Annotated in this window: 17 protein-coding genes, 2 tRNA genes and 2 pseudogenes; 10 read left to right on the top strand and 11 right to left on the bottom strand. The window is 65.1% G+C overall.

Features of this window, described 5'->3' with window-relative positions:
• A pseudogene (locus DBR10_RS20310) lies at positions 1–431 on the top strand (sialate O-acetylesterase); the annotation flags it as partial.
• 57 nt (positions 432–488) lie between these two features.
• Here DBR10_RS20310 and DBR10_RS17430 read toward each other — a convergent pair.
• The 3 genes from DBR10_RS17430 to DBR10_RS17440 all read right to left on the bottom strand — a co-directional run bounded on the left by DBR10_RS17430 (position 489) and on the right by DBR10_RS17440 (position 2,164).
• Positions 489–938, bottom strand: coding sequence for a MarR family winged helix-turn-helix transcriptional regulator (locus tag DBR10_RS17430; protein WP_108504583.1), 450 nt, complete (start codon positions 936–938; stop codon positions 489–491).
• Positions 935–1,351, bottom strand: coding sequence for an organic hydroperoxide resistance protein (locus DBR10_RS17435; RefSeq protein WP_108556538.1), 417 nt, complete (start codon positions 1,349–1,351; stop codon positions 935–937). Before DBR10_RS17435 ends, DBR10_RS17430 begins: the two co-directional genes overlap by 4 nt.
• 105 nt (positions 1,352–1,456) lie before the next feature.
• Positions 1,457–2,164, bottom strand: a complete 708-nt coding sequence (locus DBR10_RS17440; protein WP_108504582.1) for a DnaJ domain-containing protein — start codon at positions 2,162–2,164, stop codon at positions 1,457–1,459.
• Between the two features lie 93 nt (positions 2,165–2,257).
• On the opposite strand from DBR10_RS17440, the gene pdxH reads away from it, so the two are divergent.
• Positions 2,258–2,923: a pyridoxamine 5'-phosphate oxidase gene (pdxH, locus tag DBR10_RS17445; RefSeq protein ID WP_108504588.1), complete on the top strand. Its 666-nt coding sequence runs from the start codon at positions 2,258–2,260 to the stop codon at positions 2,921–2,923.
• 6 nt (positions 2,924–2,929) lie between these two features.
• On the opposite strand, the gene DBR10_RS17450 is transcribed toward pdxH, so the two are convergent.
• Positions 2,930–3,502 carry a TetR/AcrR family transcriptional regulator gene (locus DBR10_RS17450; RefSeq protein ID WP_233243472.1) on the bottom strand — a complete coding sequence of 191 codons (573 nt, stop codon included), beginning with the start codon at positions 3,500–3,502 and terminating at the stop codon, positions 2,930–2,932.
• Positions 3,503–3,695: 193 nt separating this feature from the next.
• On the opposite strand from DBR10_RS17450, the gene DBR10_RS17455 reads away from it, so the two are divergent.
• Both DBR10_RS17455 and DBR10_RS17460 read left to right on the top strand, forming a co-directional pair.
• Positions 3,696–5,195 (top strand): bifunctional aminoglycoside phosphotransferase/ATP-binding protein, encoded by a 1,500-nt coding sequence (locus DBR10_RS17455; protein WP_108504580.1) that lies wholly within the window; start codon positions 3,696–3,698, stop codon positions 5,193–5,195.
• Between the two features lie 129 nt (positions 5,196–5,324).
• Complete coding sequence (locus DBR10_RS17460; protein WP_108504579.1) at positions 5,325–8,354, top strand: long-chain-fatty-acid--CoA ligase; 3,030 nt, start codon at positions 5,325–5,327, stop codon at positions 8,352–8,354.
• Between the two features lie 2 nt (positions 8,355–8,356).
• On the opposite strand, the gene DBR10_RS17465 is transcribed toward DBR10_RS17460, so the two are convergent.
• Positions 8,357–9,262 (bottom strand): MBL fold metallo-hydrolase, encoded by a 906-nt coding sequence (locus DBR10_RS17465; RefSeq protein ID WP_108504578.1) that lies wholly within the window; start codon positions 9,260–9,262, stop codon positions 8,357–8,359.
• Between the two features lie 59 nt (positions 9,263–9,321).
• Here DBR10_RS17465 and DBR10_RS17470 point away from each other — a divergent pair, with 59 nt between their 5' ends.
• Positions 9,322–9,462, top strand: a complete 141-nt coding sequence (locus DBR10_RS17470) for a hypothetical protein (protein ID WP_108489041.1) — start codon at positions 9,322–9,324, stop codon at positions 9,460–9,462.
• 5 nt (positions 9,463–9,467) lie between these two features.
• Here the strand turns inward: DBR10_RS17470 and DBR10_RS17475 are convergent, their stop codons facing one another.
• Positions 9,468–9,878: a TIGR01244 family sulfur transferase gene (locus tag DBR10_RS17475; RefSeq protein ID WP_108489040.1), complete on the bottom strand. Its 411-nt coding sequence runs from the start codon at positions 9,876–9,878 to the stop codon at positions 9,468–9,470.
• 606 nt (positions 9,879–10,484) lie between these two features.
• On the opposite strand from DBR10_RS17475, the gene DBR10_RS17480 reads away from it, so the two are divergent.
• The gene (locus DBR10_RS17480; protein ID WP_108504577.1) at positions 10,485–13,652 is read left to right on the top strand and encodes a TonB-dependent receptor; all 3,168 of its coding nucleotides are present in this window, start codon (positions 10,485–10,487) and stop codon (positions 13,650–13,652) included.
• A gap of 417 nt (positions 13,653–14,069) precedes the next feature.
• On the opposite strand, the gene sppA is transcribed toward DBR10_RS17480, so the two are convergent.
• Both sppA and DBR10_RS17490 read right to left on the bottom strand, forming a co-directional pair.
• The gene (sppA, locus tag DBR10_RS17485; protein WP_108556539.1) at positions 14,070–15,863 is read right to left on the bottom strand and encodes a signal peptide peptidase SppA; all 1,794 of its coding nucleotides are present in this window, start codon (positions 15,861–15,863) and stop codon (positions 14,070–14,072) included.
• A gap of 177 nt (positions 15,864–16,040) precedes the next feature.
• A tRNA-Pro gene (locus DBR10_RS17490) sits at positions 16,041–16,117 on the bottom strand.
• A gap of 151 nt (positions 16,118–16,268) precedes the next feature.
• Between DBR10_RS17490 and DBR10_RS17495 the strand changes: the two genes are divergently transcribed.
• A tRNA-Gln gene (locus DBR10_RS17495) sits at positions 16,269–16,342 on the top strand.
• Positions 16,343–16,689: 347 nt separating this feature from the next.
• Complete coding sequence (locus DBR10_RS17500) at positions 16,690–17,130, top strand: MucR family transcriptional regulator (RefSeq protein ID WP_108505175.1); 441 nt, start codon at positions 16,690–16,692, stop codon at positions 17,128–17,130.
• A 66-nt stretch (positions 17,131–17,196) separates the two neighbouring features.
• On the opposite strand, the gene DBR10_RS17505 is transcribed toward DBR10_RS17500, so the two are convergent.
• Complete coding sequence (locus DBR10_RS17505; protein WP_199223550.1) at positions 17,197–17,745, bottom strand: GNAT family N-acetyltransferase; 549 nt, start codon at positions 17,743–17,745, stop codon at positions 17,197–17,199.
• Complete coding sequence (locus tag DBR10_RS17510) at positions 17,742–19,991, bottom strand: S9 family peptidase (protein ID WP_108505176.1); 2,250 nt, start codon at positions 19,989–19,991, stop codon at positions 17,742–17,744. Before DBR10_RS17510 ends, DBR10_RS17505 begins: the two co-directional genes overlap by 4 nt.
• Before the next feature lie 265 nt (positions 19,992–20,256).
• On the opposite strand from DBR10_RS17510, the pseudogene DBR10_RS17515 reads away from it, so the two are divergent.
• Positions 20,257–20,438, top strand: a pseudogene (locus DBR10_RS17515) (CsbD family protein); the annotation flags it as partial.
• Between the two features lie 100 nt (positions 20,439–20,538).
• Here DBR10_RS17515 and DBR10_RS17520 read toward each other — a convergent pair.
• A complete protein-coding gene (locus tag DBR10_RS17520) occupies positions 20,539–20,988 on the bottom strand; it encodes a MaoC family dehydratase (protein WP_108505178.1) in 450 nt (149 codons plus the stop codon).
• Positions 20,989–21,229: 241 nt separating this feature from the next.
• Between DBR10_RS17520 and DBR10_RS17525 the strand changes: the two genes are divergently transcribed.
• A complete protein-coding gene (locus tag DBR10_RS17525) occupies positions 21,230–22,249 on the top strand; it encodes an amidohydrolase family protein (RefSeq protein ID WP_108505179.1) in 1,020 nt (339 codons plus the stop codon).
• Positions 22,250–22,344: the final 95 nt, after the last annotated feature.

The following is a 22,344-nucleotide window of genomic DNA, read 5'->3' on the forward strand; positions in this document are numbered from 1 at the left end:
CCGCCGATCCGCGGGTCGGGATGGCCTCGGCCGTCGACCTGGGCGACATCTACGACATCCATCCCACCAACAAGCAGCAGGTCGGGGCGCGTCTGGCCCTGCTGGCCCGCAAGCTGGCCTATGGCGAGACCGGCCTGAATGCGGCGGGCCCGGCACCCCTCTCGGCGCGACGGGAGGGCGATTCGATCCTGGTCCGGTTTGACCAGCCGCTGGTGGTCTTCGGCGCGTCCCGTCCGTCCGGGTTCGAGCTGTGCGATCCGGCCGGCTGCCGCTTTGTCGAAGCCGTGGTTGACGGCAACGATGTCCGCATCGGGCTTGCGGCCGGCACAGTGGCAACGAGGGTCAGGTTCGGATGGGCCGAAAGCCCGATCCTCAATCTCTACGGAGCCAACCGGTTGCCTGCGACACCCTTTGAACTGCCGGTCGACTAGGCCGCAGCGCCGGGCTCAGGTGTGAGCGGTCTTTTTGCCCGGGCGCATTCCCGGGCTCTAGCTCGCGACGGTCTTGAGTTTGTCGCGAAGGGCGGTCAGCTCGTCGAGGGGCAGGCCGACCTGGCAGAAGATCTGTTCCGGGACCGTCAGGGCCCGGTCGCGCAGGGCTGCGCCGGCGTCGGTCAGGGTCACGATCACCCGCCGTTCGTCCTGTGGATCGCGTGTTCGCGACACCAGCCCGGCGGCTTCCAGGCGTTTGAGCAGCGGGGTCAGGGTGCTGGAGTCGAGATCCAGCGCCTCGCCCAGGGCTCCGACTGAACGCGGGCTCTGTTCCCAAAGGGCCAGCATGGCCAGATATTGCGGATAGGTCAGGCCCAGAGCGTCCAGCAGGGGGCGGTAGAGCCGCTGCATGCGATTGGCCGCGCCATACAGCGCAAAGCAGAGCTGGCGGTCGAGGCGCAGGGCCTCGACCGGAGCAGTTTCAGACGTCGTTCTGGTCGGGCTCATTTGGCCTTTACGGTGATGGCGACATCGATATTGCCGCGGGTGGCGTTCGAATAGGGGCAGACCTTGTGCGCCGTCGCAACCAGGGCTTCTGCATCGGCTTGGGAAAGGCCTTCGGTTTCGACCTCCAGTGCGACTTCCAGCTTGAAGCCGACCTCGATCGGCAGCAGGCCGACGACGCCGGTCACCTGCGAACCGCTCAGCGCGATCTTCTGCTGGCGGGCCACGAAGCCCATGGCGCTCTGGAAGCAGGCCGCATAGCCGGCGGCGAACAGCTGCTCGGGGTTGGTGCCGTTTTCCTTGCCGCCGAGGGCCTTGGGCATGGCCAGCTGGACGTCCAGGAGGCCGTCCTCGCTGCGGACGTGGCCTTCACGGCCGCCGACGACGGTGGCGCGGGTTTCATACAGAGTGCTCATGGGTCGCTCCTTGCGAAAGACTATGCCGAGCGATTTAATCGCGTACGATTTAAATTCAAGAGCCAGGGCGAGATTTTGTCGTGCGCGATCGAAATTCTTGCGGTGTCAGGCCGCCCAAGCAGCGGCAAAGCGCTTCAGCAGGGATCGGGCCGCGCTCTCGACGCCCGAACTTACGGCCTCCAGGCGCAGGAACAGATCGCCGGCAGCATGCGGCCCACGAGCGGGCAGACCCTGGCCGGGCAGGCGAACCAGTCCGCGCGAGGCAGCCTTGGTCGAGATCCAGGCCAGGCGCGGCCCCAGGGCTGTCTCGACCTCGATGCGGCCGCCTTCGGCCAGGACACGGCTGTCGACCCGACCGGTCAGCCAGAGATCGTCGCCCCGGATCAGGGTGTCCTTGTCGCACTTGTGCCGGACGAGAAAGGTCACGCCGTCGACCCGGACCTTGTCATCAACCCGCAGGCCCGGAGGCAGGGTCAGGCGCAGTCGGCGTCCGTCGATGGCCAGATCCATCTCGCCGCCGCTGACGGCAGTGGCGACGTCGATCTCCAGACTGGCATGGGGGGCAGGCTGTGCGGTCGCTGTGCAGGCCGGCGGAAAATGGATCTGCGGGGCCGCAGGCTGGTCCTGAAGCAGGCGATAGGCCGCCAGCACATCGCGAAACAGGGCCGCATCGCCGCCGGGCCGGTCGGGATGGGCCCGCTTGGCGGCCTCGCGATAGGCCGACCTCAACTCCCGTTCATCCGCACCCGGGGCCACGCCCAGCAAGGCGCGGGCGGCGGCAAGGGTCAGGGACGAGGGGTTACGCGCAGACATCCCGCCGAACCTGCCGGGACTTGGTCAACGAGGCGTTAAGTTAAGACTTTACCGCCGGTGGCGCCGCACGGCAGTCAGGCCTATATCCCGAGCATGACCGAAGCTCCCCTGATCCCCGCCTCGCCCAGCGACGACGAATATGTCCGACAGGTGACCGAGGCTGCGCCTCTGCCGCTCCTGCCCGAACATGATCCGTTCGCCCTGTTCGGTGAATGGCTGGCCGAGGCCGGCAAAAAGGAGCTGAATGATCCGAATGCGGTCGCGGTCTCGACGGTGGATGCCGACGGCCTGCCGGACTCGCGCATGGTGCTGCTGAAGGATTTCGATCAGCGGGGCTTTGTCTTCTACACCAACACCCAGAGCGCCAAGGGCGTGGAGCTCAACGCTCACCCCAAGGCCGCGATGCTGTTTCACTGGAAGTCGCTGCGCCGCCAGGTGCGGATCCGTGGGGCAGTCGAGCCGGTCAGCGAAGCCGATGCCGATGCCTATTTCGCCAGCCGCGCCCGTCACAGCCAGCTGGGGGCCTGGGCCAGCGACCAGTCGCGGCCTTTGCCGGACCGTCTCGCCCTGGAAAAGCGGGTGGCCGAGATGGGCCTGAAATTTGGCCTCGGCAAGGTTCCACGCCCGCCGCACTGGTCAGGCTACCGCGTCATCCCGCAGGTCATCGAATTCTGGCGCGACCGTCCGTTCCGCCTGCACGAGCGGCTGGTCTATCAGCGCGACGGCGAAGGCTGGAGCACGCTGCGGCTGTTTCCGTAAGGGCCGCTAGGCCTTCACGCCGTACCGCGCCAGGAAGGTCTCGACCGCATCGTCGGCGATGTCGTCGAGCGGCCGCTTGGGCTGGGCGTGGTCGCCGGCCGAGAGGCCCAGGACCAGGGTGACGTGGTCGATCATGCCCATCAGCTGGCCGGCGGCCCAGGACGGCTTTTCGACCACGATCTCGCCGGTGGCCACGAGGTCCGTGAGAACCGTGATCGCGACGCTGCCGAGCTGCTCGCGGGCGCTTTGCAGGAAAAACTCGGCGACCTCTTCAAAGCGGCGACGCTCGGCCGTCACGAGACGGAAGATGGACCGGGTCATGGGCTCGCAGAAGAAGGTCGCATAGGCCCGGGTGAAGGCCACGAGGCGCGTCCGGGCGTCGCCTTCGATCTGGAGGCTGGCGCGGACCGGGACGGTGATGTCGTTGATGGTTTCGACGATCACGACCTTGAAGAGGTCGGCCTTGCTGGGGAAGTAGGCGTAAAGGGTGGCGGTCGAGACGCTGGCCGCCCGGGCCACGATCTCCATTCCGGCATCCCGATAGCCTTCGCGCAGAAAGAGGGCACGCGCCGCCAGCAAGATTTCGCTTCGCTTGTGTTCGGCTCTCGTAAGGCCGGCGCCCATTAGCATGTGCAGAACTCTGTGCTTCACTCGCCTACAAGTTAGTCGAGTGTCTGTATGGGGCGCAAGCCACAGGCGAGGACGGCGACGCGAGATTCGGTTATGGGACGCCGATGCCAGCTTATCAGAGTGAAGCGACAGGATTTTGGGCGTGAACAAGGATATCGAAGCCGCGCGCGAACAGGAAGTCGCCGCCTGGTTCAAGGCGCGGGCCGAGCACCATATCGAGACCTCCTGCGCCCGGGTTTTTCTGATCGGTGACGCAGCCTTCAAGGTGAAGCGCCCGGTCGACTTCGGCTTCCTGGACTATTCGACCCTGGAACTGCGGCGATGGGCCCTGGAGCGTGAGCTGGTGTTCAACCGTGCCGCCGCCCCGGATATCTATCGGGCTGTGCGACGTCTGACCCGGTCGCCTGCCGGTGAGCTCGAGCTCGACGGTTCGGGCGAGACCGTCGAGTTTCTGCTTGAGATGCGCCGGTTCGACGAGCAGGGCGTTCTGGCGACCCAGCCCTGGGCGATCGACGATGCGCTCGAGGATGCCCTGGGGCGGACCGTAGCCCGTTTTCATGCCGGTGCGTCACCGCGCCCCAAGGGCGGCGGCGTCCATGCGCTGGGCTATACGATCCGCTCGAATGCCAACCTTCTGCGGGGTCTGGCGCCACGTCTGGGCGCTCTGGCCGTCGAGCGGCTGGTGGCGGAAACGGATCTGGCCCTGGAGCGTCTCGGCCCCCTGCTGGATGCCAGGGCTGAAGAGGGCTTTGCCCGCCACTGCCATGGCGACCTGCACCTCGGCAACATCCTGATCGAGGACCACAAACCGATCCTCTTCGACTGCATCGAGTTCAACGACACCCTGTCGGACATCGACATTCAGTATGATCTGGCCTTCCTGCTGATGGATCTGGACTTCCGCCGTCGACGCGATGCCGCCGGCCGGGTCCTGAACGCCTATCTGGATGAGGCCTCGCGTCACTTCGGAGCCGGACTCTGGACGGGTCTGGCGGCCCTGCCGCTGATGCTGTCCGTCCGCGCGGCCGTGCGGACCCATGTGTGGGCCTACACCGGCGATGACGAGGCGGCGCGGGCCTATCTGGCCACGGCCCTCGAACACCTCGCCCCCCGCCCCGTAAGCCTCGTGGCGACCGGCGGCCTGTCCGGGTCGGGCAAATCCACCTTTGCTCGGGTCTGCGCACCTGGGCTGGGCTCGGCACCGGGGGCGGTAGTCCTGCGGACCGACGAGATCCGCAAGCGGCTGTGGGGCGTACCGGCTCTGCATCGCCTGCCGCGCGAGGCCTATACGCCCGAGATGAGCGCGCGGGTCTATGACCAGCTGTTCGGCGATGCGGCCCTGGCCCTGAAGGCCGGGCGCTCGGTCGTGCTGGATGCTGTTTTCCTGAAGCCCGAGGAAAGGGCCCGGGCCCAGGCCCTGGCCGGCAGCGCCGATGTCGCCTTCCAGGGGGTCTGGCTGGAGGCTCCGCCCGAGGTGCTGCGCGCGCGGGTGGCGGCCCGGGTTAATGATGCGTCCGATGCCGATGTCGCGGTTCTGGAAACCCAGCTGACGCGGGACACCGGCCAGATTGACTGGCGGCGTGTGGATACGGTCAGCGCGTTCGAGGACGAGGCCCGTGCCCTGGCCGAGGCCATGGGCTAGGGACTCCTGCCCGGTTCGCATCGTCAGGGCTTTTTCGGTTTCGCGCTTTGCGCGCGCCGCGTTGCGTACCGACGCACTGCCCGGTAGCCTTCCCTTAACAAAAGACAAGCCTTTGGGAGAGCCGGTTCTATGCAAGGTCTGATGCAGCACGGGGCCCTGACGGTCGACAAGATCCTCGACCACGCCGCCCAGTGGCATGGTCACCGTGAGATCGTCAGCCGGTCCGTCGAAGGACCGATCGTCCGGACCACCTATTCCGCCCTGCGTGACCGGGCCAAGCGAGTCTCCAACGCGCTACTGTCGCTGGGGGTCAAGCCGGGCGACCGGGTCGCGACCCTGGCCTGGAACACCGGTCGCCACATGGAGGCGTGGTACGGCATCATGGGCATCGGTGCGGTCTGCCACACCCTGAACCCGCGCCTTTTTCCGGAGCAGATCGCCTGGATCGCCGACCATGCCGGCGACCGGGTGCTGTTCACGGACCTGACCTTCCTGCCGATTGTCGCGGCTATTCTGCCCCGGGTGCCGAGCATCGAGCACGTGGTCGTCTTTACCGACGGTGCGAACATGCCGGCCTTCGCGCCGGCCTCCGAAGCGCCGAACTTCAAGGGCGTCCACTGCTATGAAAGCCTGGTTGACGGCCAGACCGCCGACTGCGCCTGGGGGGGCTTCGACGAGGGCACCGCTGCGGGCCTTTGCTACACCTCGGGCACGACGGGCGATCCCAAGGGTGTTCTGTACTCGCACCGCTCCAACGTCCTGCACACCTTCATCACCCTGCAGCCGGACGTCATGGGCATGTCGCAGCGCGACGTGATCCTGCCGGTCGTGCCGATGTTCCACGCCAATGCGTGGGGGATCACCTTTTCGGCTCCGGCGACCGGGGCCAAGATCGTGATGCCCGGGGCCAAGATGGATGGCGCGTCGATCTACGAACTGCTTGATAGCGAAGGCGTCACCTTCTCGGCCGCCGTCCCGACCGTCTGGCAGATGCTTCTGCAGCACCTGCGGGAGACGGGCGCGAAGCTGCCCGTCCTGCGCAAGGTCGTCATCGGCGGCGCGGCCTGCCCCGAGCACATCATCCGCGCCTTCCAGGAGGACTATGACGTCGAGGTCGTGCACGCCTGGGGCATGACCGAAACCTCGCCCGTCGGCACCCTGTCGGTGATGACCGACGAGCTGGCGCGACTGCCCTACGAGCAGCAGATGCCCTGGCGGCTGAAGCAGGGTCGCCCGCCGATGGGCGTCGAGCTCAAGATCACCGACGACGGTGGCGCGCGCCTGCCGCATGACGGCAAGAGCTTCGGCAATCTGAAGATCAAGGGCCCGACCATTGCGGGTGAGTACTTCCGCGGCGCGGGCGGCAAGATCCTCGATGACGAAGGCTTCTTCGACACCGGTGATGTGGCAACCATCGATCACCACGGCTTCATGCAGATCACCGACCGGGCCAAGGACGTCGTCAAGTCCGGCGGCGAGTGGATCAGCACCATCGAGATTGAGAACATCGCAGCGGGCCATCCGAAGGCGGCCCTGGCGGCGGTGATCGGCGTGCCCCACCCGAAGTGGGACGAGCGGCCGATCCTGCTGGTCAAGCTCAAGCCGGGCGAGACCTCCAGCCGCGAGGAGTTCCTGGAATACCTTCAGGGCAAGATCGCCAAGTGGTGGATGCCGGACGACGTCCTGTTTGTTGACGACATCCCCCTCGGGGCGACGGGCAAGATCGACAAGAAACTGATCCGTCAGGGCCTCAAGGACTATGTCCTGCCCGGTGCCGTGGCGGCGGGTGCCGCAGCAGCGGCCACGCTCGCGGCGGCTGACGGGTCCCAGTCGGCCCGGATCTACGCGCCGGAGCCGGCGGAAACACCGCCAGACCTGGTCTCTGAAGTTCCGGGGGAGGACTCGGCCTCGGGGGAGCCTGAGGCCGGGACGGTCGAATCGGCCACCGTCCCGGCCCTGATCGCTCCCGAGGGCGATGCCGAATCCGCCGTTGTGGCCATCGCCACCCCAGAGACGGCCGAAGCGTCGGAGTCTGATACCGTTGCCAAGGCGGATGACGATGAGGCAGAGGCGGACGCAGACGCCGCCGGCGACGTCGAGCCTGCGCCCATGGCGTTTGACCCGGCGGATGTCGCCACCCTTGAAAGTGCGCTCTCCGAGCCGCCGCGACCGGTCGTGCCTGCGGTGGAGATCGATGGTGATCCGCCCTTGCGTCTCCACGCGCCGGCGGACTTCCCCTTTGCGCCGCTAGATGTGGAGGCCGAGCCGGGCGCTCTGGACCCTACGCCGGAAGTGGCCTTCATGGCTGCCCCGGGTGGTCTTGCCGCGGCTGATCTGCCGTTTGCGATGCCGGTTGTCCCACGCAGACCGGCACGGGCCAAGGCCGGGCCGGGCTGGGCCGGGCTCTATCTGGACTTTGCGCTCATTGTGGCGATCGCTCCGGCCCTGCTGGTGGCGGCAGGCGCCGTCGGGGTCAAGTTCGGCTGGATAGGCACCCCTCTCGGCTTTGGGGCCATAACCCAGGACTGGGCCCCCAAGGTGGCCTTTCTGGGGGTCGCCACCGGTGTGACCGGCCTGATCGTCGCCCTCATCGCCGGCTTTTCGACCCTCTGGAAGCGGGCTCTGCTGGCCCTGGTCATCACCGTCGGGACCATTGCCGTCATGCTGGCGGCCCAGGCCGTCGGTGGCATGGCACCGCCCATTCATGATGTGGCAACGGACTGGAAGCGGCCCCTGACCTTCACTGACGCGGCTCTGGCCGCGCGGGGGGGCTCGGCCCAGGCCGTCGAGGATGATCCCAGCCTGCCCGTCGGCTCGGCAGCCTTCGCCGGGCGACGGGTGGCGGATGTCAACGCCGAGACCTGTTCGGCGGCAAGGCCGCTGGTCCTGGAACGTTCGCCTTCGGACGCCTATGAGGCGGCCAAGACCGCGCTGCTCTCCAAGGGGCTGACCCTGACGACGGACGACCCCATGGACGGCCGCCTCGAGGCGACGGGCAGGAGCTTCTGGTACGGACTGATTGATGATCTCGTGGTGCGTGTGCGGCCTGACACGGCCGGTGCCCGGATCGACATGCGGTCGATCGGCCGTGATCCTGGACCAGACCTGGGACGCAACTGTGCCCGGATCCGGTCGCTGATGGCGGTGATCGCAAAGTAGAGTCAGGCGAGACGGTAGTCTGTCTCAAGGCCTGCAGGTCCGTCGGCTTTCACACGTCCCTCGGCGACGAGATGCAGCATGTGGGCCAGGACGGAGTGGGCGGCTGCGGGGTGCAGTCGCGGATCAACGGCCGCGTACAGGTCTGCGACCATGGGTCGGATCCGGGTGTGGCCCGTCGCAAGGGCGTCCAGGATCTGTGCCTCCCGGGCCCGGCGATGGGCCACATAGGCATCGATGAAGGGTTCGACGTCGCGGATCGGCGCGCCATGAGTCGGCCAGAGGGTGTCGAAGCTCCGGGCCTTCACCTTGGCCAGGCTGGCGAAGTAGTCGCCCATATCGCCATCCGGCGGCGTGATCACCGTAGTCGACCAGCCCATGATATGGTCGCCACAGAACAGGGCGTTTTCTTCCGGCAGGGCGAAACAGACGTGGTTGGAGGTGTGGCCGGGGGTCGTCAGGGCCGCCAGGGTCCAGCCGGGACCGGAGACCTTCTGGCCGTCGGTCAACTCGATGTCTGGTCGGAAGCGGCCGTCTGCGCCTTCTTCCAGTCCGTGCCCGGTCGCTGCGCTGCCTGAAGCGGTCGCCTCGGCCGGCGCGGCCCGGCCCAGGATGACGGCACCGGTTGCCTCGGCCAGGGGACGGGCGAGGGGGGAATGATCCAGATGGTGGTGGGTGACCAGGATATGGCTGACGGTTTCGCCCTCAAGCGCCGCCAGCAGCGCCTCCAGATGCTCGGGAAGGTCCGGCCCTGGATCGATCACCGCAACCGTGCCCCGGCCCACGATATAGGTCCCCGTTCCCGTGAAGGTGAACGGACCGGGATTGCGCGCGATGACCCTGCGGATCAGGGGCGAGACCGTGTCGCAACGGCCGTATTCGAAAGCAATCTCGCGAACAAAGGGGATCATCGTGCTTTCCGGCGCCTGTCTTGCGGTTAAGTCTTCAGTAACCTTCTGGAGGACGAGCCATGACGGCGGACGCGGCGATTTTTGTGTCAAAACGGCTTCAGCGCGCGGCCTTCGCTATCCTGTGTCTCGTTATGGCACAGTTCGTTCTGGCAAGCTGCGAAGCTGAACCCTCACCGATGGCGGCGCGCGTCAGCCACTAGGCCTCCTAACGCGGCAGCACGCCGGACAGATCGTAGCCGGCCGCTGCGCCCTGGGCCAACAGGGTTTCGCGGTCCGCCTGACCGGAGAGGGCCTGCCCCAGCGACCAGGTCACGATCGAGCGGGTGCCTGAACGGCAGAAGGCCAGGACCGGACCGTCAGCCGACTCAATGGCCTCCCGAACCGCCTCAACCTGCTCTGCAGTCGGTCCACCCCGGACCGGGATATGCAGATAGCCCAAGCCGTTTGCGTGCGCCGCAGCCCCCAGGGCCGCCGCGGAGGGTTGATCCGGATCTTCACCATCGGGGCGGTTGTTGATCACCAGAACGAATCCCTCGGCCGCCGCTCGGGCAAGGTCGGCTTCCGTGATCTGCGGGCTTACAGTGAGGGTGTCGGTGACGCGGCGGAACTCGCTCATGGGACAGGCTGCCATTCATTAATGGATCGCGATCGCACGATCTCGCTACCCATCATCCGAGGTCGCGCCTCTTGTTGCAACGGGCAGTTTGGGCAGAGAAATGCCTTAAATTGTGGCGTTCTTTGAACGATACTGTCGCATAAAAGGTGAAATTGGGGATGGATTTTACCAAACCCGAACGGTTGCAACAATGCTTCGCTGAATTGTCAAGTTTTTTGCCCTGGAGTTCCGGGCAGGCGTTTGAACGCCTCATTCAGCCTTCGAAATGCCGAAATCTGAGAAAAAATGCTTTTAAAACAGTCGGTTGCTAGATTGCTTCTGGTGCTAAGGTGAAGCTTTTAAAGGGCCACGCTGCAATCGCGAAGCAAAACTGATGGCTGTGTTGCGATTATGCGACAGGGGTTGTGGTTGTGGGTTACCGGCCTGTAATGCCAATTGACCCTTAACGCGCCGCGCTCCTAACGTGCCGTAACCGGGGAAATGTTCCCGGGACACCAGTGATCTCACGATGCAGTTGCGCGGGATGCCGTGCGGGCCGGACAAAAGTTTCTTGAGGGGATCCGTCCGACCTGAATGCTGCCTCGTGTCTGAGGGGAAATGATGAATATGAATTCCAAAAAGAGCGGTGCTCGCGCGCGCCTGCTGACGTCGACGCTGCTGGCTGGTCTGGCCTCGGTCGCCGCGCCGATGGCCGTGACGCTGGTCGCCACCGCAGTCCCGACGCTCGCCAGCGCCCAGGACTATTCGAGCGGTACCCTGGTCGGTACCGTGACCGACACCAACGGTGCCCCGGTTGCCGGTGCCGCCGTGAAGGTGAAGTCGCTGGCCCAGGGCTTTGAGCGCGACGTTCTGACCGGCGAAGACGGTCAGTTCCGCATCGCCCTGATCCCGTCGGGCGGCTACTCGGTTGCCATCAGCAAGGCGGGCTTCGTGCCGGCCAGCGATGGTAACGTGAAGGTCGGCGTCGGTTCGGCCTCGAACTACGGCTTCACCATCGCTGCCGAAGGCGTCGAAGTCTCCGAAATCATCGTCACCGGCAAGGCCAACCCGCAGCTCGACTTCGCCGGCACCACGACCGGTCTGAGCATCGACGTCGAGACCCTGACCAAGCAGGTTCCGATCGCGCGCAACGTGACCGCCCTGACGCTGCTGGCTCCGTCGGCCGTCCCCGGCGACACTGTCGGCACCTTCGTCAGCCAGGGTCAGTCGCAAGCCGCCGTCGGCGGTGCGTCGATCGGCGAGAACGTGTTCTTCGTCAACGGCCTGAACATCACCAACTTCGTGAACGGCATCGGCGCCACCCTGGTGCCCTTCGAGTTCTACAAGTCGGTTGAAGTGAAGACCGGCGGCTACCCTGCCGAATTCGGTCGCGGCACCGGTGCCGTGATCAACGCGGTCACCAAGTCGGGTTCGAACGACTTCACCTTCGCCCTGCACGGCAACTATGAGCCGGACAGCCTGCGTGAGCAGTCGCCGAACACCACCATCACCCAGAACTCGCTGACGAGCCGGACTGACAAGAGCTTCATCGTTGAAGCCGGCGGCCCGATCATCAAGGATCGCCTGTTCTTCTACGGTCTGGCCAGCTTCTCGAACCTGGAAACGACCACCGCGACCACCGGCGGCACCTACGTCGAAGACCGGACCGCTGATCCGTTCTATGCCTTCAAGCTGGACGGCTACATCACCGACAAGCACCACGTCGAGCTGACCTATTTCGACACCAGCCGCAAGCGCAAGCGTGACCAGTTCACGTTCAATCCTGCGACGGATGTCATCAGCCCGACCCGCGCCAGCGCCGAGAGCCTGTATCAGGGTGGCGAAAACTACGTCGCGCGCTACACCGGCACGTTCACCGACTGGCTGACCGTTTCGGCCGCCTATGGTCGCAGCGAAGTCGACAACGCCGCCGTCGGTAACCTGTCGGGTATCGCCCGCGTTCAGGATACCCGCGTCACCCCGACCGTCGACCGCGCGCTGCAGCGTACGGCTGCCGGCACCTTCCCGTCGATCGCCGAGCGTGAATTCTACCGCGCCGACGCCGACGTGTACTTCAACCTGCTGGGCTCGCACCACGTCCGCTTCGGCTACGACCAGGAAAACACCCTCCTGACGCAGTTCACGCGCCGTAACGGTGGCCGCAACTACACCTACCGTCGTGCGGGCGCTTCCGGTGCTCTGGGCGGGGCCGTGGCTGCCGGTCAGGAATACATCGAAGGCCGCAAGTTCCAGACCGGCGGTGGTTTCGCCGGCAAGAACAAGGCCTACTACATCCAGGACGCCTGGGACCTGAACGACCGCCTGACCCTGAGCCTCGGCGTTCGCAAGGACCAGTTCCAGGTCGCCGATCCGAACGGTCAGGTGTTCTCGTCGTTCGACAACGAAATCGGCCTGCGGGGCGGCTTCACCTTCGACGTGTTCGGCGATCGCAACGACAAGTTCTACGGCTCGTTCGGCCGTACGTACCTGCCGGTGGCTTCGAACACCGCCTTCCGCGCCGCCAGCCCGGCCATTGACGTGTCCGAGTTCTGGCTGCCGGCCGGTGGTGCAACCACCTTCGGTGCTCTGAACACGACGACGGGTCTCCCGACGGCCGGCTTCGGTGCACAGGTTGCCGGTGGCAGCCTCGTGGCCTGCCCGGCGACCGTCGGTAGCGCTGCCGCTGTCGGCGCGTTCTCGTGCCAGGTTCGTAACAACGGCGTGTCGCCCAACCCCGACGCTGTCGCGGCCAAGAACCTGCAGTCCACCTATCAGGACGAATACATCCTGGGCTTCGAGCACCGCTTCAACGACCTGTGGAAGGGCGGCGTCAACCTGACCTACCGCAACCTCGGCCGGATCAGCGAAGACGCCCTGCTCGACGTCGGCATCCAGAACTGGTGCGCCGCCAACGGCTACGCCAAGACCAATGCCGGTGGCACCGGCTGCGCCGACGTGTGGTCGGGCGAACATCAATACCTGATCATCAATCCGGGTAGCGATGTGAAGATGGTGCTCAGCGATCCGCTGCCGGGCGAAACCCAGATCCGCACGATCACGGTTACCGCCCAGCAACTGCAGTTCCCGAAGGCCAAGCGCGAATATCTGGGCCTCGAGTTCAGCTTCGAGCGTGCCTTCGACGGCAAGTGGGGTCTGCAGGGGTCGTATACGATCTCGGAATCCAAGGGTAACTTCGAAGGCGCTTCGCGTTCGGACAACGGTCAGACCGATGCCGGCATCACCGTCGACTTCGACCACCTGGCCTTCATCCCCGGCACATACGGCCTGCTGCCGAACCACCGTGGCCACCAGCTGAAGCTGTTCGGTTCGTACGCTGTGACCGAGAACCTGCTGTTCGGTTCGAACCTGTCGGTGATCTCGCCGCGCAAGTACGGCTGCATCGGTAACGCTCCGGAAAACTTCGACCCGAACAACGGCTTCCTTGAGCAGGACTACGAGACGGCCAACGCCTCGTACGGCGCTGCGGCCCGCTTCTGCGGCGGCAAGATCGCCAACCGCGGCTCGGTGTTCGAGGGCGAGTGGGTCACCCGCTTCGACATCTCGGCCCGTTACACCGTGCCGTCGAAGTTCATCCCGTCCCTGCCCTATATGGACAAGGAAGAGGGTGGTCTGGTCCTTCGTGCCGACATCTTCAACGTGTTCAACCTGGAGTCGGGCATCGAGAAGGACGAGTTCGGCGAAAAGACCGGTGGTGCTATCAATCCGGACTTCAAGAAGGTCACGGCTTACCAGGCTCCTCGCTCGGTTCGCTTCGGCTTCGACTGGTCGTTCTAAGGCCTGATCCTTTCGGATCGGAATTGGCGGCGGGCTCTCATGAGCCCGCCGTTTTTCTTTGGGCGTCTGTCAGCCTGCCGTCTGACGATGCCCCTGCGGACCAGATGCTGGGCTCCTGAGGCCCTTATCCCGCCAGTTGCCCATCACCCTTCAGTCCCGCCGCTGTCTGCCTTCAGGCGCTCGGGCGCGGGGCATCTGCAGGCTTCAGAAGCGGTCGGCGACCGTTTGCGGTCTGATGGCCCCTTAAGGCCGAAAGCTCTGTGAGGAAGAGCCACCATCCCTGGCTTGCCGCGAGAGCGACGGCAAAGGCCGTCCGGCCCAGGCCATGTCAGGCAGAAACAATAAGGGCCGCCCAGCCAAGCCGGGCGGCCCTTATTCTGGCGACCTCTATGAGGCCTGCAGGCCTCTGGATGGCCCCTACTGAACCGGGGTATCGGCCAGGACGCTGGCCCCGCTGGGGGCGGCGCGCAGGCGGGCGGTGGCGAGCTGGTCCATAATCGCCTGCGAGCGCGGATCGCCCAGAAGCCAGGCTGAGGCCGCAAGGGTCCGGACCGAGGTCGAGGAGACCCCGAGCGCGCGCTCCAGGGCCTCGAACGGGGAGGGTGATCCGTTCATGGTCTTCAGCTTCACATCGCCCTTGATGTTCGCCAGGGCCTTGGCCTTGTCCACTGCCTGGTAGAACCCGCCGAGTTCGTCGACGAGGCCCAGCTTCAAGGCCTGTTCGCCGGTCCAGACGCGGCCCTTGGCGATTTCGCGAACACGGGCCTCGGGCAGCTTGCGGCCCTCGGCGACGCGGGTCACGAAGCCGGCATAGATCCGGTCCATCCAGCTCGAGAACTTGGCGCGCTGGTCGGGGGTGAAGCCCTCGCCGGTGCCGAACGCCCCGGCATAGTCGCCGCCGACATGCACCTGGCGTGTATCCACGCCAAAGCGGGACAGCGCCTCACCGAGAGCGAACTTGCCGCCATAGACGCCGATCGAGCCGGTCAGGGTGCTGGGCTCTGCGACGATGGCCGAGGCCTGGCTGCTGATCCAGTAGCCGCCCGAGGCGGCATAGGTGCCCATGCTGACGACGACCGGCTTGCCGGCGGCCTTGGCGGCCTTCACGCCGGCCAGGATCTGTTCGGACGCGGTGTCGGATCCGCCGGGCGAAGAGACGCGGAAAACGATCGCCTTTACGTCCTTGTCGGCGGCGGCGTCGTAGAGGGCCTTGGCCACATCATCGGAATAGACGGTGGAGTCGCCCGAGAAGGGGGAAGCATTGCCCCCAGTGCCGGTCATGATCGGACCTTCGGCCCCGATGACGGCGATGGTCGGACCCGACTTGTTTCCTGCAGCCGCCTTTGATCGTGATGCGTAGTCGCTGAAATCGATCAGCTTTGCGCCCTTGCCCGCGCGGGAAAGCGCAATGTCACGCGTCTCCTGCACCTGACCGACGCGGTCGATCAGGCCCTGGGCTCGGGCTTCCTGGGCGCTGTACGGACCGGCCTCGAGCACCTTGACCAGCCGGGCCGGGTCCACCTTGCGATCGGCGGCCGCGTGGTTGATGGCGGTCTGGTAGACCGACCCCATCCAGGACAGGGCCGACTCGCGGTGGGCCGGGGTGTAGTCGTTGTAGAGGTAGGGATTGACCGCGTTCTTGTACTCGTAACGCTGCTCGTACTCGGCCTTGACGCCGTACTTGTCGAAGAAGCGCTTGAAGAACATCTCTTCACTGGCAATGCCGACGACCTGGAAGCTGCTGTCCGGCTGCATCCAGAATTCGCTGGCCGAAGCGCCCAGCTTGTAGGTCGAGGTCACCATGCCCGAGGGATAGAGCCCCTGGCTGTGGGCGTAGATCGGCTTTTTCCCAACGGATCTGAAATGCTTGAAGGCCAGTCGGAGCTCATCGGCCGCCGCCGGGGCCATGCCGCCTTCCGGCAGGCGAACGAACAGGGCCTTGATCTTGTCGTCGCTTTCCGCGCGCCGCAGGGTCTCGATCACCGACATCACCGAACCGGATCCGCCACCGCCACTGATCGCCGCGAAGGGGTTTCGGGGTTCCTGGTCCGTCAGCCCGCCGCGCAGGTCGAGAGACAGCACCGAATGGGCCGGAAGGGGGGCGGGTTGGGACGCACCCGCCGCAATAACGATGAGCAGGAAGGGGATGCCGACCAGAAACAACAGCAGGCCAACGAACACGCCGGCCACGGTCAGGAAGAACTGCTTCATCGGAAATCCCGTCAGGAGTAGGCCGACAAGCTAGCGGGTGTGGCGCTGCGGTCAAATGAACAGCGCGCAACGCAGGGGCAAGGCGGGCTCCCGCGCAAAGATTCGTGGCCCCCAGCCCGCAGAAACGCGGTGCCCGGCAGGGCGCTCAAGCTTTGAAAGGATAAATGCGGGAAATGATGGTCGGAGTGGCAGGATTTGAACCTGCGACCCCTGCGTCCCGAACGCAGTGCTCTACCAGACTGAGCCACACTCCGACTTGGAGGGCGGCTTATAGAGGCCGAGTTGCAGGCTCGCAAGCGTGATTTCGGCGTGTTGAAAAAGAAGTTGAAAGCGACGTTGCATCCGTCCGACTCCTGCGCTATCTCCACCGCCTCGCCGGGCCCTACAGGGTTTCGCCGTTCCTGCTGGGGAATGGTGTAATGGTAACACAGCGGTTTTTGGTACCGTCGTTCTAGGTTCGAGTCCTAGTTCCCCAGCCACTTCCTCTCCACAGTATTGATATTCGCCTTCGGGCGCGCCGCGACGCGCGCCGGGGTCGGCGCACTTCACATTCTGGTGTCTGCGTCACGCACCGGCATGACGAACGTTGTTCCAGAAAACCAAAGTTGAGCTGGGGCGATTCGCCGCAGCCTCTTGTGCTGGGTGATATCGAGCTGAAAATTGGCTCGCCTTATTCGCGATTCAGCCTCGCGGTGGCGGTGACAACGCTACGTCACACAGAAAAGCCGATGTGAAATCCTAAGCAGTCCCTGAAAATGGGTCGGTCACTACTTGTGTTTCGGTACAATGGGTGTATTTCCAAATGAAATTCATTGGAGTGCCAATCGTGGAAGACAAGGCGTCCCTCATCGAGCTGACTGCTGAAATCGTGGCTAACTATGTCGCGAATAACAGCACGCCGGTATCCGATCTTCCTGCGCTCATTCGCGCCACGCACGACGCGCTCGCAGGTATTGGGTCACCGGAAGCCCCCGTCGTCGAGACGGTTACGAAGGCTACGCCGGCCCAGATTCGCAAGAGCATCACCCCCGACGCCCTGATCAGCTTCGAAGACGGCAAGCCGTACAAGACGCTGAAGCGTCACCTGACCACGCACGGCATGACCGTGGCCGAGTACAAGGCCAAGTGGGGCCTGCCGAACGACTATCCGACGACAGCTCCGGCCTATAGCGAAGCCCGCTCGGCCATGGCGAAGGCCCTTGGCCTCGGCCAGGGCGGCCGCAAGGCCAAGAGCCCGGCCAAGGCTCCGCGCGCGCGCAAGGCCTGATCGTTTCCTTTGCCTCATTGAAAAGGGCCGGCGGTTCTCCGCCGGCCCTTTTTGATTCTGCGAGGTTCAGACGCCGCTGAGCGAGAGGCCCGGCGAATCGGGGGGGTGGCTCCCGCCGCCATTGAGCGCACGCTGCATCCAGACCAGGTCTACCCAGCGGCCGAACTTATGGCCCATGTCGGGGAAGGTGCCCTTCATCTCAAAGCCCATCGCGGCGTGCAGGCTGATCGAGGCGGCGTTGCCGCTGTCTCCGATCACGGCGCACATCTGACGCAGGCCCAGGGCTTCACATTCGACGATCAGGCGCGACAGCAAGGCCTTGCCGACGCCCTTGCCGACGGCGTCCGGCGAGACATAGACGCTGTCCTCGACGGTGTAGCGATAAGCGGCCCGTAGGCGGAACGGTCCGGCATAGGCGTAGCCCAGCACGATGCCTTCAGCCTCGGCGACGAGATAGGGCAGGCCACGCTCCAGGAAGGAGGCACGGCGACGCCTCATCTCCTCCATCGCGGGGGGATCCTCCTCGAAGGTGCCGAGGCCGTTCAGGACGTTCCAGCCATAAATGGCGGTGATGGCCGGCAGGTCAGCCTCGGTCGAGGGGCGGACGGTGATCACGCCCGATGCTCCCAGCCTCGCTCGACGGCCCAGACGGCGAAGGCATAGTCCAGCGCGATCTCCTTGAGGAAATCGAACCGCCCCGAAGCCCCGCCGTGGCCGGCGTCCATGTTGATCTTCAGTAGCACAGGCTTGCCGCTGGTGGTCGCCGGGCGGAGTTTGGCCACCCACTTCTCGGGTTCCCAGTAGGTGACCCGCGGATCTGACAGGCCTCCGGTGGCCAGGACGGCGGGATACGGCCTGGCACCGACATTGTCATAGGGGCTGTAGCTGGCGATGTAGTCGTAGGCCTCTGCATCCTCCAGCGGATTGCCCCACTCCGGCCACTCAGGAGGCGTCAGGGGCAGCGTGGTGTCGCTCATGGTGTTGACCACATCCACGAACGGCACGGCGGCGATGATCCCGGCGAAGAGGTCAGGTCGCATATTGGTGATGCCCCCCATCAGCAGGCCGCCGGCCGAGCCGCCATAGGCGACCGTGTTGGCGGGCTTGCCGTAGCCGGCCCCATGCAGATGTTCGGCGCAGGCGATGAAGTCGGTGAAGGTGTTCTTCTTCTTGAACTTCTTGCCGTCGAGGAACCAGCTCCAGCCCTTTTCCGAGCCGCCGCGCGGGCAGGCCGTAGCCCAGATCCAGCCCCGATCGACCAGGCTGAAATTGCGGATCGAGAAGCTGGCCTCCATCGAGATGCCGTAGCTGCCATAGCCATAAAGCAGCAGCGGGGCCGAGCCGTCCAGTTTCGTGCCCTTCTTCATCAGGACGAAGATCGGTACCTCGGTGCCGTCGCTGGCTCGGGCGTTCAGGCGGCGGGTCTCATACTTGGCCGGATCGTGGCCGGAGGGGATTTCCTGCGTCTTGCGCAGGGTCCGCTGGCGGCTGGCCATGTCGTAGTCAAACCACTGCCGGGGCGTGGTCATCGAGTTATAGACGAAGCGGACGGTGGTGGTGTCGTACTCGTAGCCGCCCTCGAGACTCAGGGCATAGGCCGCCTCGTCGAAGCCGACGACATGCTCTTCGCCGCCCTTGGCCGTGATGACGATGCGGTTGACGGCGTCGACCTTTTCCAGCCGCGCGAAGTGGTTGCTGAAGGCGATCATGCCGACGATCAGCGTGCCCGGCTTATGGGCCACCCAGTCCTTCCAGTGCGCCTTGCCGGGTGTGGCTTCCGGAGCCGTCACCAGCTTCCAGTCGACGGCACCGTCGGCATTGGTGCGGATCACGAAGTGATCGTTCCAGTGATCGATCTCGTAGCGCAGGCCGACCTGGCGCGGCTCGACGATCACCGGCTTGGCGGTGGGGGCGCCGGCCGGGATCAGCAGGTTCTCGCTGGTCTCCTGGTTGCCGCAGCTGATGACAATGAACTTTTCCGACGAGACCACGCCGACGCCGATGAAGAAGCCTTCGTCGGGCTCGTCATAGATCAGCACGTCGTCCTTGGCCGTCCCGCGGGCCGGACGGCGATAGATCCTGGCAGGGCGGCCGTTGTCATCGCGGAAAGTCCAGAACAGCCACTGGCTGTCGGGTGAGAAACAGAAGTCGCCGGTGCTGCTCTCGACCGGGCTGTCCAGCACCTTGCCGGTGGCCAGGTCCTTGACGAGGATGCGGTAAACTTCCGAGCCCTGCTCATCGACGGCGAAGGCATAGAGGGCGTGATCCGGCGAATGGCCAGCCCCGCCGACCTGGTAGAAGGCCTTGCCCTTGGACTCGGCCTCTTCGTCGAGGAGGACTTCCTCGGGACCAAAGGCCTTGTACACCCCAACCATCGGACCGCCGGGAATGGGGTCTTTGCCGGCAAGGGTTTCAAGCAGAGCTCTGGCCTTGCGCGCATGGATTGGATGCTGCGCCCCGGTCTCGAAGCGCGTGTAGTACTCAAAGGCCCTGTCGGGCGCGGGCACGGAAGCGTCGTCCTGCTTGATGCGGCCCTTCATCTCCTCGAACATCGCCGCCTGCAGCGCCTCGGTCGGGGCGAGCATGGCCTTGGTATAGGCGTTCTCGGCGGTCAGGTGTTCCTTGACGTCGGCCTTGATCAGCGACGGGTCGCGCAGGACCTTCTGCCAGTTGTCGTCCTTCATCCAGGCATAGTCGTCCACCCGCACGCGGCCGAGCTGTTCAAGGCGTTTGGGCTCCTTGCGGGCGACCGGCGGGACAGGCGGAGAAGACTTGGCAGCGGACATGGCGATCCCGGGAATGAAACTGGATGCAGACGTAAGGGTCGCGGTGGCGCTCGTCATCATCTGGCGGCGGTTCATGACGGATTTTCCCATTTGGTCGCGGTCGGCCGACGCCTCATGACGGCAGCTTGCGGGGCGCGGGGGCGGGGGTCAAATTCATTAATGCCCTGGGCCCGGCCAGGTGCGGCGACGCTCCCGGACCGAGCAGGGCATTACGGCTGGACTGCCGGGTCGCAGCGAGCAGGGCCGGCTGTGCTCATGATCCGCGTTCGGCGCAGGGAACCATCGGAAGAGCCGACCCGTTCTCTCCCGTGAGTTTCACGAACGTCGCAAGGAGCGAGCCATGAGCACGAACCGCATCGAAGGCGCTATCGACAAGGGTATGGGCGCTGCCAAGGAAGCCGTCGGCAAGGCCACGGGCAATGAGCGTCTCGAGGCCGAGGGCCTGATCCAGAAGGCCAAGGGCGACCTGCAGAACAAGGTCGGTCAGGCCCAGGACAAGATCGGCGACGCGATCAAGCGCTGATCGTTTCGGCCTCTCCAGATATGAAGACGGCCGCAGGCAAAAGCCTGCGGCCGCTTTCTTTTGAGGACGCCAGTGGTCTGGCGTGTCGGAGACGGGCTCCTAGCTGCCGTAGATGATCGAGATGGTCTCGGCCACGCAGGCCGGACGCTCTTCGCCCTCGATCTCGATGGTGCATTCGTTCTTCATTTGCAGCCCGCCGGCCTTGGGCTCGACGCTGAGCAGCTTCTGGCGCATCCGCACCTTCTTGCCCACGCGCACCATGCCGGTGAAGCGGACCTTGTCGCAGCCATAGTTGATGCCGCGCGTTACGCCGGTGACCTGCAGGATGCCCGCGCCGAGCATCGGGATCAGCGACAGGGTGAGGTAGCCGTGGGCGATCGGGCCACCGATCTCGCGGGTCGCGCGCTCGACGTCGATATGGATCCACTGGTGATCTCCGGTGGCTTCCGCGAACTGGTTGACCCGGTCCTGGCTGATCTCAACCCAGTCCGACACGCCCAGTTCCTCTCCGACCAGGCCGGCGATGTCCGCATAGGCGACTTTCTTCATGGCGTTCTCCCGAGTGCGTTTCTGTAAACAGTTGTTTGATTGATCCCATGCCGCGGCGCGCGGGGCAAGATCAAGCGGCATTCGTCCCGGCCCTGTCGTGCCAGACCTGCGGAGAGGTCGGGTCCCGGCCGGGAATTTCGCGCCTGTCGGGCATTTACAGCCCCCGTCGCTTGCGGTTGATTGGCGATGTCGAACGCCGTTCTTTTACGAACCCCCCGGGCGTTTCAGAATCAGGTACGCCATGCGCTCCAATTCGCTTCTGATCGCGGCGATGCTGTCGCTGCTGACCATCACGCCGGCCGCCGCAGCCGATCCGATTATCGACATGCACCTGCATGCTCTGGCTGCGGACGACCAGGGCCCGCCGCCCCTGGCCATGTGCACGCCGATCGCGCCGATGCCGACCTGGGACCAGAGCCAGCCCTGGACCAGCGGCCTGATGGCGATGTTCAAGCAGCCCAAATGTACTGACCCGATCTGGTCGCCGACCAGCGACGACGAGATCCGCGACAAGACCCTGGCGATCCTCCGCAAGCGCAACATCATCGGTGTGGTCAGTGGCTCCTACAAACGCGTGCTGGCCTGGCAGGCGCTTGAGCCGGACCGGGTCCTGCCCAGCCTGATCCCCAGCAACAGTGACCTGGCCAAGCCCAAGGTTCTGCTCAGCGAGTTCGGCGAGGCCAAGAAGGCCGGCCAGCTCAAGGTTATCGGCGAACTGGGCTTCCAGTACGAGGGGATCGCGCCCAACGATCCCAGCCTGGACAATCTGTGGAGCGCAGCCGAGGCCCTCGACCTGCCGGTGTCGCTGCACGTCGGCCCGGGCCCGCCCGGCATGGCCTATATGCCGGGAAGCGGATACCGGGCCCGGCTGAGCAGCCCGCTCCTGCTGGAGGACGTGCTGGTCAAGCATCCCAAGCTGCGGATCAATGTCATGCACGCGGGCTTCCCGATGCTGGATGACACCCTGGCCCTGCTCTATGCCCACCCGCAGGTCTATCTGGACACAGGCGTGATCGTTTACACCCAGTCGCGTCCGGCCTTCTATCGCTACCTCCAGGCCCTGGTGGACGCGGGCTTTGGCGAGCGGATCATGTTCGGTTCCGATCAGATGGTCTGGCCCGAGACCATCGAGCGCTCCATCGCCGTGATCGAAGAGGCTCCGTTCCTTACCACCCAGCAGAAGCGCGACATCCTCTACAACAATGCCGCGCGCTTTTTGCGGCTCGATGAGGCGACCATCGCCAAGCACAAGGCGATGTAGCCGGCCGGCATGTTTATTCGGCCCCCGGTGCAACCGGGCGGTCGAGGTGGCGTTAGGTCTACATGGCCAAGCTGGGGGAGGCTTCCTCCGGCTGG

The sequence above is a fragment of the Caulobacter sp. HMWF025 genome, from assembly GCF_003060965.1.
GTDB lineage: Bacteria > Pseudomonadota > Alphaproteobacteria > Caulobacterales > Caulobacteraceae > Caulobacter.